A 15414-nucleotide genomic window follows, 5' to 3' on the forward strand; every position below is an offset into this window, starting at 1 on the left:
ATTAGCGGTAATTTTAGGTGAATACGTGTTAGAATTTGGGGTGTTTTAACAGAATGCAAGCTTGAAGGAGAACCATGTCCATTTCACGCAGAAGTATCCTAACAAAAATCCCACTCGCGCTCGCTAGTACTAATGTTTTGAAAGCTGTTGGTGTTTTTGAAAAAGTAAAATCCATTCCGCATGCAACCCATTTTGGCCCCTTTATCGCAAAGGTTCAAAATGGAGTGATTAAAGATATTGTCCCCCAAAAGAGCGATTATAACCCTACCATGATGTTAAAAGCGATGGCAGATAGGGTGTATTCAGATAGTAGGGTGAAGTATCCTTGCGTGCGTAAGAGCTTCTTAGAAAACAAAAAAAACCACAAAGAATTGCGTGGGAGAGAAGAATTTGTGCGCGTGAGTTGGGATGTGGCATTGGATTTAGCGGCTAAAAAGCTTAAAGAAATCCCTAAAGAAAACATCTTTAATGCCAGTTATGGTGGTTGGGGGCATGCGGGCAGCTTGCATCGTTGTAATAATCTAGCATGGCGTTTTTTTAACACGACTTTAGGGGGAGCTATTGGCACTGATGGGGAATATAGTAATGGCGCGGCCGCAAGAATAAACCCTATGATTGTAGGGGATATGGAAGTTTATTCACAACAAACCACGCATGAAGAGATGATTAAAAATTGTAAGGTGTATGTCATGTGGGGGGCGGATTTATTCAAGTGCAACCGCATTGATTATTTTGTGCCAAACCATGTCAATGACAGCTACTACCCTAAGTATAAAAGAGCCGGCATTAAATTCATCAGTATCGATCCCATTTATACCGAAACCGCTCAAGCCTTTAGCGCTGAATGGATACCCATTCGCCCTAACACTGATGTAGCGTTAATGCTAGGCATGATGCATCATCTTTATACAAGCAATCAATACGATAAAGAGTTTATCGCTAAATACACTGATGGTTTTGATAAATTTTTACCCTATTTGCTAGGAGAGAGCGATAAGGCGCCTAAGACTTTAGAATGGGCGTCTCAAATCACTGGAGTGAGCGCAGAAAAGATCAAAGAATTAGCGGATTTGTTTGTTTCTAAACGCACTTTTTTAGCGGGTAATTGGGCCATGCAAAGAGCTCAGCATGGCGAGCAACCGGATTGGGCGTTAATTGTTTTAGCCAGCATGATTGGTCAAGTGGGCTTATCGGGTGGGGGATTTGGCTTTTCTATGCATTATGGAGGCAACGCTCAAGCAGGCTCTGGGGCAAGAATTGTCCCTATGATTTCACAAGGGAATAATTCTGTAAAAAGTGCTATTCCAACATCTAGAGTTTCTGAAGCGATTTTGAATCCGGATAAAGAAATTGATTTTATGGGTAAAAAACTCAAATTGCCTAAAATCAAAATGATCTATAATTGTGGGGCGAATTTATTAGGGCATGAAGCTGATACAAACGAGCTGATTCGCGCTTTAAGAACCTTAGATTGCGTGATCGTGCATGAGCCTTGGTGGACGCCTACGGCAAAATTTGCTGATATTATTTTTGCTTCCACTAGCACTATGGAAAGAGATGATATTACTTTTGGGGGGAGTTATTCTAAGAACGTAATTTATGCCATGCGTAAGGTGGTAGAGCCTGTTTATGAATCTAAAGACGATTATGAGATTTTCAGGCAGCTCGCTTTACGCGTTGGGGGCAATGAAACAGAGCAGCGATTCACTGAATCTAAGAGTTACATGGAATGGATTAAGGGCCTTTATGAAAAAAGCGATGGCCCTACTTTGAAATCGTTTGATCAGTTTTGGAGGGATGGCTTTGTGGAGTTTGAAATCCCTGAAAACGCGAGAAAGTTTGTGCGTCATGCGAAATTCAGGCAAGACCCTATCAACAATAAGCTAGATACAGAGAGCGGGAAAATTCAAATTTTTTCTCAAAAATGTGCGGATTTTAAACTGGCTGATTTTAAAGGGCATCCCACTTGGTTTGAGCCAGCTGAGTGGCTAGGCTCTAAAATGGCTGAGACTTATCCGTTCCATTTAATTTCTCCGCACCCCAAATATCGTGTCAATTCACAGCTTGATAACACTTGGGTTAGGAATGTGTATAAAATTCAAGGCAGAGAGCCTGTAATGATCAACGAACTAGACGCTAATAAATTAGGCATTAGGCATGGTGAAATCGTAGAAGTGTTTAACGCTAGGGGGAGGTTGTTAGCAGGGGCGTTTGTAACTAAAAATATCCGTCAAGGGGTTTTGAGCATCCAAGAAGGGGCGTGGTATGATCCAGAAGATGTGAATACTAGAAACCCAAGGTGCAATGCAGGGAGTGTGAATACGCTCACTTCTTCGCACCCTACAAGCAGCGTGACGCAAGCCATTTCAGTCAATACGGCCTTAGTTAATATCAGAAGACTTAGAAAGTATGAATTGGTCAAGCCCTATCATTCCATTTCAACACCAAGCATCATTGGGGCTTAAAAGGAGTGAAAGCGGATATTACCATGAAAGCGTCTTTACCCAATAAAGACTTAATAACTAAAGACTTGACAGCTAACCAGATTAAAGCGTGGGCTAATCCTCAATTTTATGTTATAATACTTTCCAATGCGTCATGTAACTTGTGGTTATGCGACCGATAATAAGTCAAGGATTAAAAGATGAGCGTTTTTCAAACGAGCTTGTGTGTGGGATTACTTTTTTTTGGAGGGGTGTTATTGGGGGATTCTTCTAAAGCCCTTAAGGTTAGGGTGGATAAAGGTTTAACCCCGCCCTTTTTGAATGTGCTTTCATTAGCTTTTAAACAAGACATGAAAACAGATCTCATTTTTGTGGTTACCAAAAGCAACAAATTGAGCAAAAAAGTCCTTTGCGATTTTGACGCTTTTTTATTGTCTGAGGCTGTGATGAGTGGTATGCCCGCAAAAGCGCTTTTTCATAAAGAGTTTTTATTCCAATCTAAAGAAAATAAAACGCTCTATGTCTTTTCGCTTATCAATTCTCAATATTGCTCAAAAGGTGGAAATTATAGACACAAATTAGAAAAGTTAGAACGCTGGTTTGTGCAAAAAGCGCCTGAGTTGGCTGAGAGCCACAGAGTGGATTATAAGAGCCAGTATGATAAAACACAAACAAAAATAAAGAATGAGCGATGATTTTAGTATTAGATTTTGGGAGCCAATACACGCAGCTGATCGCTAGAAGATTGAGAGAGAGCGGGATTTATGCAGAGATAGTCCCTTTTTTTGAAAGCGTAGAAAACATTCAAAAAAAAGCCCCTAAGGGATTGATTTTGAGCGGGGGGCCAGCGAGCGTGTATGCTAAAGACGCTTACAAGCCCAATGAAAAAATCTTTGATTTGAATTTACCGATTTTAGGGATTTGCTACGGCATGCAGTATCTGGTAGATTTTTTTGGGGGGTAGTGGCCTATGCGAATGAGCAAGAATTTGGTAAGGCTATTTTAGAAATCACTCAAGATTCTGTGATTTTTAAAGGCGTGAAGATTAAAAGCCTTGTGTGGATGAGCCACATGGATAAAGTCATAGAATTGCCTAAAGGTTTCACTACCCTTGCAAAAAGCCCTAATTCCCCCCATTGTGCGATTGAAAACGGCAAGATTTTTGGCTTGCAATTCCACCCAGAAGTCGTTCAAAGCGAAGAGGGAGGCAAGATTTTAGAAAATTTTGCCCTTTTAGTTTGCGGTTGTGAAAAAACTTGGGGGATGCAGCATTTCGCTCAAAGAGAAATAGTGCGGTTGAAAGAAAAAATCGCTAACGCTAAGGTGTTGTGCGCGGTGAGTGGGGGCGTGGATTCTACGGTGGTCGCTACGCTATTGCACAGAGCCATTAAGGATAATTTGATCGCTGTTTTTGTGGATCATGGCTTGTTGCGTAAAAATGAAAAAGAAAAAGTCCAAGCGATGTTTAAAGACTTGCAAATCCCTTTAAACACGATAGACGCTAAAGAAGTCTTTTTGTCTAAACTAAAGGGCGTGAGCGAGCCTGAATTGAAGCGAAAAATCATCGGCGAAACCTTTATTGAAGTGTTTGAAAAAGAAGCCAAAAAGCACCATTTAAAAGGCAAGATTGAGTTTTTAGCCCAAGGCACTTTATACCCTGATGTGATTGAATCCGTGAGCGTTAAAGGGCCTTCAAAAGTGATCAAAACGCACCATAATGTGGGCGGACTGCCTGAATGGATGGACTTTAAACTCATAGAGCCTTTAAGGGAATTGTTTAAAGATGAGGCGCGTTTGTTGGGTAAAGAATTGGGCGTTAGCCAGGATTTTTTAATGTGCCACCCCTTTCCAGGGCCTGGGCTTGCGATAAGGATTTTAGGCGAAATCAGTGAGAGTAAGATCAAACGCTTGCAAGAAGCGGATGCTATTTTTATAGAGGAGCTTAAAAAGGCGGATTTGTATGACAAGGTTTGGCAAGCTTTTTGCGTGCTGTTGAATGTCAATTCTGTGGGGGTTATGGGGGATAATCGCACTTATGAAAACGCTATTTGTTTAAGAGCGGTGAATGCGAGCGATGGCATGACAGCGAGCTTTTCATTTTTAGAGCATTCTTTTTTAGAAAAGGTTTCTAACCGCATCACTAATGAAGTGAATGGTATCAATAGGGTGGTGTATGATATTACCTCTAAACCACCAGGAACGATTGAATGGGAATGATTATCTTAAAAATAGCGCTAAAAGTGGGATTTTTTGGGTAAGATTAGGAATTGATTTTAAAGAAAAAGAAAGAAAGGAATTTAATGAAAAAAGGTAGTTTAGCAATCGTTTTAGGATCGTTACTAGCAAGTGGGGCGTTTTATACGGCTCTAGCTGATGGAATGCCTATGAAGCAACAGCACAATAACATGGGCGAGTCTGTGGAGTTGCACTTCCACTATCCTATTAAAGGCAAACAAGAGCCTAAAAATAACCATTTGGTTGTCTTAATCGATCCTAAAATAGAGGCTAATAAAGTTATCCCTGAAAATTATCAAAAAGAATTTGAGAAGTCTTTGTTCCTCCAATTGAGTAATTTTTTAGAGAGAAAGGGCTATAGCGTTTCGCAATTTAAAGATGTTAGCGAAATCCCTCAAGACATCAAAGAAAAAGCGTTGCTCGTTTTACGCATGGATGGGAATGTGGCTATCTTAGAAGATATTGTAGAAGAGAGCGATGCGCTCAATGAAGAAAAAGTGATAGACATGTCTTCAGGGTATTTGAACTTGAATTTTGTTGAGCCAAAAAGTGAAGACATTATCCATAGTTTTGGTATTGATGTTTCAAAGATTAAGGCTGTGATTGAAAGAGTGGAGTTGCGGCGTACCAATTCTGGAGGTTTTGTCCCCAAAACTTTTGTGCATAGGATCAAGGAAACCGACCATGATCAAGCCATTAAAAAAATCATGAATCAAGCCTATCACAAAGTGATGGTGTATATCACCAAAGAGTTAAGCAAAAAACACATGGAACATTATGAAAAAGTTTCTAGTGAAATGAAAAAACGAAAGTAGTTTTTTAGAAACGAAAAGCTTAAAATCATTGAGAGCTGTTTTTTAAAAAAGTAGCTTTTAAAAGGGTGGGGGGTTGGATTAGGTGTTTTTTGAGCGTTAATTTTGATTTTTAGCGGTATTTTTGAAAAATTACGCTCAAAAATTAGAAAATTCAGTTATAATAACGCTTCATGTGAAAATTTCGGGGCGTAGCGCAGTCTGGTTAGCGCACTTGGTTTGGGACCAAGGGGTCGAAGGTTCGAATCCTTTCGCCCCGACCACTTTTTGCGTAATTTGTTGTTCTGTTTAAAATTCTTTGGTAAAATATCGCTTCTTTTCATTGAATGGTGGGAGTAGCTCAGTCGGTTAGAGCATCAGATTGTGGTCCTGAGGGTCGTGGGTTCGATTCCCATCTTCCACCCCATCTCATAAAATAAGCGTTTTACCGAGTTTATGTTAGTCATTCCTTTATTTGAATTGTAGGCGTTCGTAGCTCAATTGGATAGAGCACCAGACTTCGGATCTGGGGGTTAGGGGTTCGACTCCCTTCGGGCGTACCACCTAACATTAATACCATTAATGCGCTTGTAGCTCAGCTGGATAGAGCAACAGCCTTCTAAGCCGTAGGTCGCAGGTTCGAGTCCTGCCAAGCGCACCACTTTTGACATTTTTTAAAGAGGAATTATGGATTCTTTAGAGTGGGGATTGCTCATTTTCTTAATTCTTGTTTTTCTTGTAGGCATAGGATACTATGTTTTTATGGTTTTTTCTTCTAAAGATTGATTACAAATCCCTTTGTTTTAGCCGTATTTGAAGCCTAAAAGGTGTTTTTTAAAAAATGATGAGTGGTATCGCAAGTGCAAAAGCGAGTTTGGACTACCCTTTTGCCCTATGGCCCAATTACAAAAGATAGGGTTAGAAATCCCTAAAGCATGGATCTCACGCAAGAACATTTAACAAAAGCGATGATAAAATTTAAAGAATAAGAGATATATAAAAATGTGTACATTATCCGTGACTTCATTGCACCGAACAGGGAAAGCTTTTTGACTACGACCTATGCGAAATCCTACTATAAAAATATTAAATAAAGCAAGAGTTTTTGTTAAAAATTAAGGCTGTATTTTAATTATAAAATGTAAAAATACTCCAAGCATCGCATCAAGCGATGTAGCGATCTAAAAAGAGACTCACAATTGGGATAAAGCCCGCTTTTTAGGGCTAAATAAAAAGCGCTTTCAAATTGCATGGGTAACTTTATGGGGCGAAGCGTTTCTAATTTTTGGTATAATCGCTAGAAATTGTGAGAAAGATTTTATCTTGTTTGAGTGGGGTTTTGCATGCGTTTATTATTGTGGTGGGTATTGGTATTATCGCTCTTTTTAAATCCTTTGAGGGCGGTTGAAGAGCATGAGACAGATGCGGTGGATTTGTTTTTGATTTTCAATCAAATCAACCAGCTCAATCAAGTCATTGAAACTTACAAAAAAAACCCTGAAAGAAGCGCTGAAATTTCTCTGTATAACACCCAAAAGAACGATTTGATTAAAAGTTTGACTTCTAAAGTGTTGAATGAAAGGGATAAGATCGGGATTGATATAAACCAAAATTTAAAAGAGCAGGAAAAAATCAAAAAGCGTTTGTCTAAAAGCATTAAGGGTGATGATTTCTACACTTTCATGAAAGATAGATTGTCTTTAGATATTTTGTTGATAGATGAAATTTTGTATCGTTTTATAGATAAAATCAGGAGCAGTATTGATATTTTTAGCGAACAAAAAGACGTGGAAAGTATCAGCGATGCTTTTCTTTTGCGTTTAGGGCAATTCAAACTCTACACTTTCCCTAAAAATTTAGGCAATGTCAAAATGCATGAATTAGAGCAGATGTTTAGCGATTATGAATTGCGTTTGAACACTTACACTGAAGTTTTGCGTTACATTAAAAACCACCCTAAAGAAGTGCTTCCTAAAAACTTGATCATGGAAGTGAATATGGATTTTGTGTTAAACAAAATCAGCAAGGTCTTGCCTTTCACAGCCCATAGTTTGCAAGTGAGTAAGATCGCGCTGGCTTTGATGATTTTAGCCTTATTGTTAGGTTTAAGGAAATTGATCACTTGGCTTTTAGCCTTATTATTAGATCGTATTTTTGAAATCATGCAACGCAATAAAAAAATGCATGTCAATGTGCAAAGCAGCATTGTTTCGCCGGTTTCTGTCTTTTTAGCCCTATTCAGTTGCGATGTGGCTTTAGACATTTTCTACTACCCTAACGCATCGCCTCCTAAAGTTTCTATGTGGGTGGGCGCGGTGTATATCATGCTTTTAGCATGGTTAGTGATAGCACTTTTTAAAGGCTATGGGGAAGCGTTAGTTACGAATATGGCTACCAAAAGCACGCACAATTTTAGAAAAGAAGTGATCAACTTGATTTTAAAAGTCGTGTATTTTTTGATTTTTATTGTCGCGCTTTTAGGGGTTTTGAAGCAACTAGGGTTTAACGTTTCAGCCATCATCGCTTCTTTAGGGATTGGAGGGTTAGCGGTGGCTTTAGCGGTTAAAGATGTGTTGGCGAATTTTTTTGCTTCTGTCATCTTGTTGTTAGACAATTCGTTTTCTCAAGGGGATTGGATCGTGTGCGGTGAAGTGGAAGGCACGGTGGTGGAAATGGGGTTAAGGCGCACCACGATCAGAGCCTTTGATAACGCTCTTTTGTCCGTGCCTAATTCAGAGTTAGCCGGAAAACCCATCAGGAATTGGAGCCGTCGTAAAGTGGGAAGGCGTATTAAAATGGAAATAGGCTTAACTTATAGCTCTAGCCAAAGCGCTTTACAGCTTTGCGTGAAAGACATTAAAGAAATGCTAGAAAACCACCCCAAAATCGCTAATGGGGCCGATAGCGCTTTGCAAAATGCGAGCGATTACCGCTACATGTTTAAAAAGGATATTGTTTCTATTGACGATTTTTTAGGGTATAAAAACAATCTGTTTGTCTTTTTAGACCAGTTTGCGGACAGCTCTATTAATATTTTAGTGTATTGCTTTTCTAAGACGGTGGTTTGGGAAGAGTGGCTAGAAGTCAAAGAAGACGTGATGCTAAAAATCATGGGGATTGTGGAAAAGCACCATTTGAGTTTTGCTTTCCCATCACAGAGTTTGTATGTGGAGAGTTTGCCAGAAGTTAGCCTGAAAGAAGGGGCTAAAATCTAAAACTTGCAATTATTGGTAGATGTATTCTTTGGTTAAGGGGAAAGTGTTATCCACGCTGTTGGTTAAAAGCAATTGGAATAAATCCGCACTCCCCACCCTGAAAGCGGAAGCGCAAGTCCTTAAATACAGATCCCACATGCGGATAAAGCGTTCGTCATAGCCGAGTCTTTTCACTTGGTCTAGATTGTGGTTGAAATTGTCTCGCCAAATGTCTAAAGTCTTGGCGTAATGGATGCGTAAGCTTTCAGCCATGATCAGGTGGAAGTCGCACTCGCTCATCACGCTCATCACTTCTCTTAAAGAGGGCAAGTAGCCGCCCGGGAAGATGTATTTATCCATCCATGCGTTAGTCTTGCCTTCAAAACAGCATAAAATGGAGTGGAGCAAAAACATCCCGCCTCTCTTTAACACTTCTTTAACTTTTTTGAAATAAAAGGGCAAATTATCCTTACCCACATGCTCAAACATGCCCACGCTCACCACCTTATCAAAGCGATACAACCGCCCGTCTAAATCCTGGTAATTCAATAATTTGATCGTTACTTTATCTTCTAAGCCCAGCTCTTGGACTCGTTTGTTAGCCTGTTTGTATTGCTCGCTAGAAATGGTGATCCCCATCACTTCTGCCCCATATTCTTGCGCGGCTTTTATGGAGAGATAGCCCCAGCCACAGCCTATATCCAGCAGTTTTTCGCCTTGTTTTAAATGGAGTTTTTTTAAAGTGTGATCCAATTTTTGGAGTTGGGCGGCATGGAGGGTGTCATCGTCCTTTTTGAAATAAGCGCATGAATAGCTTAAGGTTTCATCCAGCCAAATAGAATAAAAGTCATTCCCTAAATCGTAATGTTTAGAAATATTGGAGCTTTCTTTAAGGGGTTTTTGAACGGCTTTAGCGCTATCATGCTTGTGCAAATGCTCATAATTGGTTTGCAAATACAAAGAGTGCATCACCTCATCCATAGAGCCTTCAATATCAATCACGCCATCCATATAAGCTTCAGCGATCGTCAAAGACATGTCTTTTTTAATGTCGCTAAATTTCAGGGGGCGATGGATTTTAAGGGTGAATTTAGGCGAATGTTCGCCATTCCTATAAACGCTATTGTCCCAAAAAACGACCTGATAATCGCCGTTTTTCCACTGCTTGAACATGCTTTTGAGCAAAAATTTTGAAATCATCTGTCTATTCCTTAACTCATTTTTCAATTTTTTGAGCGCTAATTATAATGGATTTTAAGCTAAAAACACCCCATGAATAAGCATAAATTCAACCTCTATTCTCTAAATTTCTAAAAGCATGTTAAAATTAAGAGATTTAAACAAATTTAAGGTAACACGATTATAAAGATGCAAAAATCACTGATCACAACCCCCATTTATTATGTGAATGACATCCCTCATATTGGCCATGCTTATACGACTTTGATTGCGGACACTTTAAAGAAGTATTACACGCTTCAAGGCGAAGAAGTCTTTTTTTTAACCGGCACCGATGAGCATGGGCAAAAGATCGAACAAAGCGCGAGGTTGAGGAATCAAAGCCCCAAAGCTTACGCCGATAGCATTAGCGCGATTTTTAAAAACCAGTGGGATTTTTTCAATTTGGATTATGATGGTTTTATCCGCACCACAGACAGCGAGCATCAAAAATGCGTGCAAAACGCCTTTGAAATCATGTTTGAAAAAGGGGACATTTATAAAGGCACTTATAGTGGGTATTATTGCGTGAGCTGTGAGAGTTATTGTGCGATCTCTAAAACGGACAACACGAACGATAAAGTCCTATGCCCTGATTGCTTGAGGGAGACTACGCTTTTAGAAGAAGAGAGTTATTTTTTTAAATTGAGCGCGTATGAAAAGCCTTTATTGGAGTTTTACGCTAAAAACCCTGAAGCGATTTTGCCTATTTATCGTAAAAATGAGGTAACTTCTTTTATTGAGCAGGGTTTATTGGATCTGTCTATCACGCGTACGAGCTTTGAGTGGGGCATTCCTTTGCCTAAAAAGATGAACGATCCTAAACATGTGGTGTATGTTTGGCTGGACGCTTTATTGAATTATGCGAGCGCGTTAGGGTATTTGAACGATTTAGACAATAAAATGGTGCATTTTGAACGCGCTAGGCATATTGTGGGTAAGGATATTTTACGCTTCCATGCCATTTATTGGCCAGCCTTTTTGATGAGTTTGAATTTGCCCTTATTCAAACAGCTTTGCGTGCATGGGTGGTGGACGATAGAGGGCGTGAAAATGAGTAAGAGCTTGGGTAATGTTTTAGACGCTCAAAAGCTCGCTATGGAGTATGGGATTGAAGAATTACGCTATTTTTTATTGCGTGAGGTGCCTTTTGGGCAAGATGGGGATTTTTCTAAAAAAGCGTTAACAGAAAGGATCAATGCGAATTTGAATAACGATTTGGGGAATTTGCTGAATCGCTTGCTAGGCATGGCTAAAAAATATTTCAATTATTCTCTAAAAAGTGCCAAAATCACCGCATATTATCCTAAAGAGCTAGAAAAAGCGCATCAAATTTTAGATAACGCTAATTCTTTCGTACCTAAAATGCAGTTGCATAAGGCTTTAGAGGAATTGTTTAATATTTATGATTTTTTGAATAAACTCATCGCTAAAGAAGAGCCGTGGGTCTTGCATAAAAACAACGAATCAGAAAAACTAGAAGCTTTATTGAGTTTGATCGCAAACGCGCTGTTACAATCAAGCTTCTTGCTCTATGCGTTCATGCCAAAGAGCGCTATGAAATTAGCGAGCGCTTTTCGTGTAGAAATCACGCCCAATAATTACGAACGCTTTTTTAAAGCTAAAAATTTACAAGATATGGTTTTACAAGACACCGAGCCTTTATTTTGTAAAATGGAAAAAGTGGAAAAAGCCTCACCAGAAAAAGCCCCACTAAAAGAAAATCAAGAAAAAGAAAAAAAAGACGAAAAAGAAAAAGCCCCACCAACACAAGAAAATTATATCAATATTGAGGATTTCAAAAAAGTAGAGATTAAAGTGGGGCTTATCAAAGAAGCTCAAAGGATTGAAAAATCCAATAAATTACTGCGCTTAAAAGTGGATTTAGGCGAAAATCGTTTGAGGCAGATCATCTCAGGGATCGCTTTGGATTATGAGCCTGAAAGTTTGGTGGGGCAAATGGTGTGCGTGGTGGCTAATTTAAAACCCGCAAAGCTCATGGGCGAAATGAGTGAGGGCATGATTTTAGCGGTGCGAGATAGCGATAATCTAGCTTTAATCAGCCCTACCAAAGAAAAAATCGCAGGAAGTTTGATCAGTTAAATGCGATTAGGGGTGAATGAAGCCGTAGAATTGAGTTTGGGTGAATTGCAAAACACACCCTCAATCAGCTATTTTAATTCTATTGTTTTGTCCTTAAATAAAGTCCAAAAAGGCTCTTTATTTGCCGCTAAAGATCATGCGCTCATTCCTAAAGCTTTAGAGTTAGGGGCTTATGGGATTTTATATACAGGAGAATATCCTTTAAGCGATAAGGATGTGGCATGGATCAAGCTTAAAGATATAGAGCATTCTTTGAACCATTTGTTTAAATTTTGTTTGTTGAATGAGCGCGTGGTTGGAGCGTTGTTAAGCCCCATAGAATTAGAGATCGCTTCTAAAATCATCGTGAGCGAATTTGTGTGGTGTTTGAAAGAGAGTCTTGAAGATTTATTCATTATGGAAGGGTGTAAAATAGCCTTTTTTGATAAATTGGAGTGGCTTCATTTGTTTTACAAGCAAGAACGCTTGAAAGAAGATTTGAAAGACGATTTAAAAGAAAGCCGTTTGATTGTTCTCAACCAATCGTTTTTTTGCAGTGCTTTAGTCTATGAAAAACAAGAATACGAATTAAAAATGCCATGCATCTTTTTAGAGCCTTTAAAAAGGGTGATTCAATTGTGCGAGAAATTAAAGATTGAATTTGATTTGAATCTTTTAGGCAAAAAAGAATACCCAATAGATCATTGCAAACCCTTTTTTGTGAATAAAAATTTAGAAATAGCCCCCTATGGCGCAACGGCAAGGGTGATTGCCGCTGAGACTTCAAAAGAATTGTTTGAAACGATGCTTCAAAAAGCCTTTGAGAATTTATCGTGGGGGAAAATTGTCGTGTTTTGTCGTAAAAACAGCGTGGCTTTCTTTGAAAAAAATAACCCTTATTGTTACACCACTCATAACAACCTTAAAGAGCAATTAAAAAATTTAGCGTTTAATTTCGCTTTTATTTATGGGATTAGCTCCCATCATTTAGAATCCCTTTTAAACCCCCCCCTTTTTAAAAAAACCCCCACGCTATGGTAAGTCATGCTCATTTGTAACGATAAATTCAATCCAAAAACCCTTTTAGAAGAAATCATGGCACTAAGGCCATGGCGTAAAGGCCCTTTTGAAATTTCTCAAATTAAGATTGATAGCGAATGGGATAGCTCCATTAAATGGGATCTAGTCAAAAACGCCACTCCCTTAAAAGACAAAATAGTGGCTGATGTGGGTTGCAATAACGGCTATTACTTGTTTAAGATGCTAGAACATAAGCCTAAAAGTTTGGTGGGGTTTGATCCGGGCGTTTTAGTCAAAAAACAATTTGAATTTTTAGCCCCCTTTTTTGATAAAGAAAAAAAAATCATTTATGAGTCTTTAGGGGTAGAGGGTTTGCATGAAAAATACCCTAACGCTTTTGATGTCGTTTTTTGCTTAGGGGTGCTATACCACAGGAAAAGCCCGCTAGAAGCTTTAAAAGCCTTGTATCATGCTTTAAAGATAAAAGGGGAGCTGGTGTTGGATACGCTTATTATTGATTCGCCCCTAGACATCGCCCTTTGCCCTAAAAAAACTTACGCTAAAATGAAAAACGTTTATTTTATCCCTAGCGTTAGCGCTTTAAAAGGGTGGTGCGAAAGGGTGGGGTTTGAAAATTTTGAGATTCTTAGCGTTTCAAAGACCACGCCTAAAGAACAGCGTAAAACGGATTTTATTTTGGGGCAAAGTTTGGAAGATTTTTTGGATAAAACGGATCACTCTAAAACTTTAGAGGGGTATGACGCCCCTTTAAGGGGGTATTTTAAAATGCTTAAACCAAGCAAGCGTTAAAATAAAGGATAAGATAGTGCAAGAATCAGTCGTTCATGTGGATTATGACTCTTTAGAGACTTGTAAGAATTTCAAACCAAGCGTTGGCACTGAATTGGTCGTTTTAGAAAAAAACATCGCCCATGTCCGTTTCAAGGGCAATGAAAACATGGTGTATGAAGAAAATTTTGTGCATGCCGGGTTTGTGCTTCTTGCGTGCAATTATGCGGCCTTGTGCGCGTTGAATAAAAAATACAGCGTGGTGGTTTCTAATAACATCAATTTTTACGCCCCCCTAGAATTGAATCAAGAAGCACTCATTAAAGCACAAGTCATTCAAGATGGCGTGAAAAAAGCTGAAATAAGGATAGAGGCGTTTGTGTTAGACATTCAGGTTTTAGAGGGAATGGTAGAAATCGTGGTGTTTGATAAAAAGCCTTTTAAATTCAATTTTAAAGAAGAGTAGTAAATGGTTATTGTTTTAGTCGTGGATAGCTTTAAAGACACCAGTAATGGCACTTCTATGACAGCGTTTCGTTTTTTTGAAGCGCTGAAAAAAAGAGGGCATGCGATGAGAGTGGTTGCCCCTCATGTGGATAATTTAGGGAGTGAAGAAGAGGGGTATTACAACCTTAAAGAGCGCTATATCCCCCTAGTTACAGAAATTTCACACAAACAGCACATTCTTTTTGCTAAACCGGATGAAAAAATTCTACGAAAGGCTTTTAAGGGAGCGGACATGATCCATACTTATTTGCCTTTTTTGCTAGAAAAAACAGCCGTAAAAATCGCGCGAGAAATGCAAGTGCCTTATATTGGCTCTTTCCATTTACAGCCAGAGCATATTTCTTATAACATGAAATTGGGGCAATTTTCTTGGCTAAACACCATGCTTTTTTCATGGTTTAAATCTTCGCATTACCGCTATATCCACCATATCCATTGCCCGTCAAAATTCATTGTAGAAGAATTGGAAAAATACAACTATGGAGGGAAAAAATACGCTATCTCTAACGGCTTTGATCCCATGTTTAAATTTGAGCACCCGCAAAAAAGCCTTTTTGACACCACGCCCTTTAAAATCGCTATGGTAGGGCGCTATTCTAATGAAAAAAATCAAAGCGTTCTCATTAAAGCGGTTGCTTTAAGCCGATACAAACAAGACATTGTATTATTACTCAAAGGCAAGGGGCCTGATGAGAAAAAAATCAAACTTCTAGCCCAGAAACTAGGCGTAAAAACGGAATTTGGGTTTGTCAATTCCCATGAATTGTTAGAGATTTTAAAAACTTGCACCCTTTATGTGCACACGGCCAATGTGGAGAGCGAAGCGATTGCGTGTTTAGAAGCCATTAGCGTGGGGGTTGTGCCTGTTATCGCTAATAGCCCTTTAAGCGCGACCAGGCAATTCGCGCTAGATGAACGATCGTTATTTGAGCCTAATAACGCTAAAGATTTGAGCGCTAAAATAGACTGGTGGTTAGAAAACAAACTTGAAAGAGAAAGAATGCAAAACGAATACGCTAAAAGCGCTTTAAATTACACTTTAGAAAATTCAGTCATTCAAATTGAAAAAGTTTATGAAGAAGCGATCAGAGATTTTAAAAACAACCCCAACCTCTTTAAAACCTTATCGTGATA

The 15414-nt window shown here is 39.0% G+C and carries 10 protein-coding genes, 4 tRNA genes and 1 pseudogene; 14 read left to right on the plus strand and 1 reads right to left on the minus strand.

All coding sequences use genetic code 11. The annotated features are described in order from the left end of the window. Positions 1 to 74: 74 nt before the first annotated feature. The 9 genes and pseudogenes from CS889_RS07730 to CS889_RS07780 all read left to right on the plus strand — a co-directional run bounded on the left by CS889_RS07730 (position 75) and on the right by CS889_RS07780 (position 8685). Positions 75 to 2465, plus strand: coding sequence for a molybdopterin guanine dinucleotide-containing S/N-oxide reductase (locus tag CS889_RS07730; RefSeq protein ID WP_089087317.1), 2391 nt, complete (start codon positions 75 to 77; stop codon positions 2463 to 2465). 179 nt (positions 2466 to 2644) lie between these two features. Continuing rightward, positions 2645 to 3139: a hypothetical protein gene (locus tag CS889_RS07735; RefSeq protein ID WP_089087318.1), complete on the plus strand. Its 495-nt coding sequence runs from the start codon at positions 2645 to 2647 to the stop codon at positions 3137 to 3139. After that, positions 3136 to 4661: pseudogene (guaA, locus tag CS889_RS07745) on the plus strand (glutamine-hydrolyzing GMP synthase). Before CS889_RS07735 ends, guaA begins: the two are co-directional and overlap by 4 nt. Positions 4662 to 4744: 83 nt before the next feature. After that, positions 4745 to 5494: an HpaA2 protein gene (gene hpaA2 / locus CS889_RS07755; RefSeq protein WP_000715750.1), complete on the plus strand. Its 750-nt coding sequence runs from the start codon at positions 4745 to 4747 to the stop codon at positions 5492 to 5494. A 182-nt stretch (positions 5495 to 5676) separates the two neighbouring features. Continuing rightward, a tRNA-Pro gene (locus CS889_RS07760) sits at positions 5677 to 5754 on the plus strand. Between the two features lie 66 nt (positions 5755 to 5820). Continuing rightward, positions 5821 to 5897, plus strand: a tRNA-His gene (locus tag CS889_RS07765). A 59-nt stretch (positions 5898 to 5956) separates the two neighbouring features. Continuing rightward, positions 5957 to 6033: transfer RNA gene (locus CS889_RS07770), tRNA-Arg, on the plus strand. Between the two features lie 21 nt (positions 6034 to 6054). Continuing rightward, positions 6055 to 6131, plus strand: a tRNA-Arg gene (locus CS889_RS07775). Positions 6132 to 6813: 682 nt separating this feature from the next. Next, the gene (locus tag CS889_RS07780) at positions 6814 to 8685 is read left to right on the plus strand and encodes a mechanosensitive ion channel family protein (protein ID WP_001238084.1); all 1872 of its coding nucleotides are present in this window, start codon (positions 6814 to 6816) and stop codon (positions 8683 to 8685) included. A gap of 9 nt (positions 8686 to 8694) precedes the next feature. On the opposite strand, the gene cfaS is transcribed toward CS889_RS07780, so the two are convergent. Further along, a complete protein-coding gene (cfaS, locus tag CS889_RS07785) occupies positions 8695 to 9864 on the minus strand; it encodes a cyclopropane fatty acid synthase (RefSeq protein ID WP_089087320.1) in 1170 nt (389 codons plus the stop codon). Between the two features lie 168 nt (positions 9865 to 10032). Here cfaS and metG point away from each other — a divergent pair, with 168 nt between their 5' ends. From metG to CS889_RS07810, 5 genes are read left to right on the plus strand one after another with little or no spacing between them, the layout of a single operon-like run. Next, complete coding sequence (metG, locus tag CS889_RS07790; RefSeq protein WP_089087321.1) at positions 10033 to 11985, plus strand: methionine--tRNA ligase; 1953 nt, start codon at positions 10033 to 10035, stop codon at positions 11983 to 11985. After that, a complete protein-coding gene (locus CS889_RS07795) occupies positions 11986 to 13005 on the plus strand; it encodes a ferrochelatase (RefSeq protein WP_089087322.1) in 1020 nt (339 codons plus the stop codon). Positions 13006 to 13008: 3 nt separating this feature from the next. After that, positions 13009 to 13794 carry a tRNA 5-methoxyuridine(34)/uridine 5-oxyacetic acid(34) synthase CmoB gene (gene cmoB / locus CS889_RS07800; protein WP_089087323.1) on the plus strand — a complete coding sequence of 262 codons (786 nt, stop codon included), beginning with the start codon at positions 13009 to 13011 and terminating at the stop codon, positions 13792 to 13794. 16 nt (positions 13795 to 13810) lie between these two features. Then, positions 13811 to 14239 carry a hotdog domain-containing protein gene (locus tag CS889_RS07805; RefSeq protein WP_001158303.1) on the plus strand — a complete coding sequence of 143 codons (429 nt, stop codon included), beginning with the start codon at positions 13811 to 13813 and terminating at the stop codon, positions 14237 to 14239. A gap of 3 nt (positions 14240 to 14242) precedes the next feature. Beyond that, positions 14243 to 15412 (plus strand): glycosyltransferase family 4 protein, encoded by a 1170-nt coding sequence (locus CS889_RS07810; protein WP_089087324.1) that lies wholly within the window; start codon positions 14243 to 14245, stop codon positions 15410 to 15412. Positions 15413 to 15414 lie beyond the last annotated feature (2 nt).

Source organism: Helicobacter pylori (assembly GCF_900120335.1).
Taxonomy (GTDB): Bacteria; Campylobacterota; Campylobacteria; order Campylobacterales; family Helicobacteraceae; genus Helicobacter; species Helicobacter pylori_BU.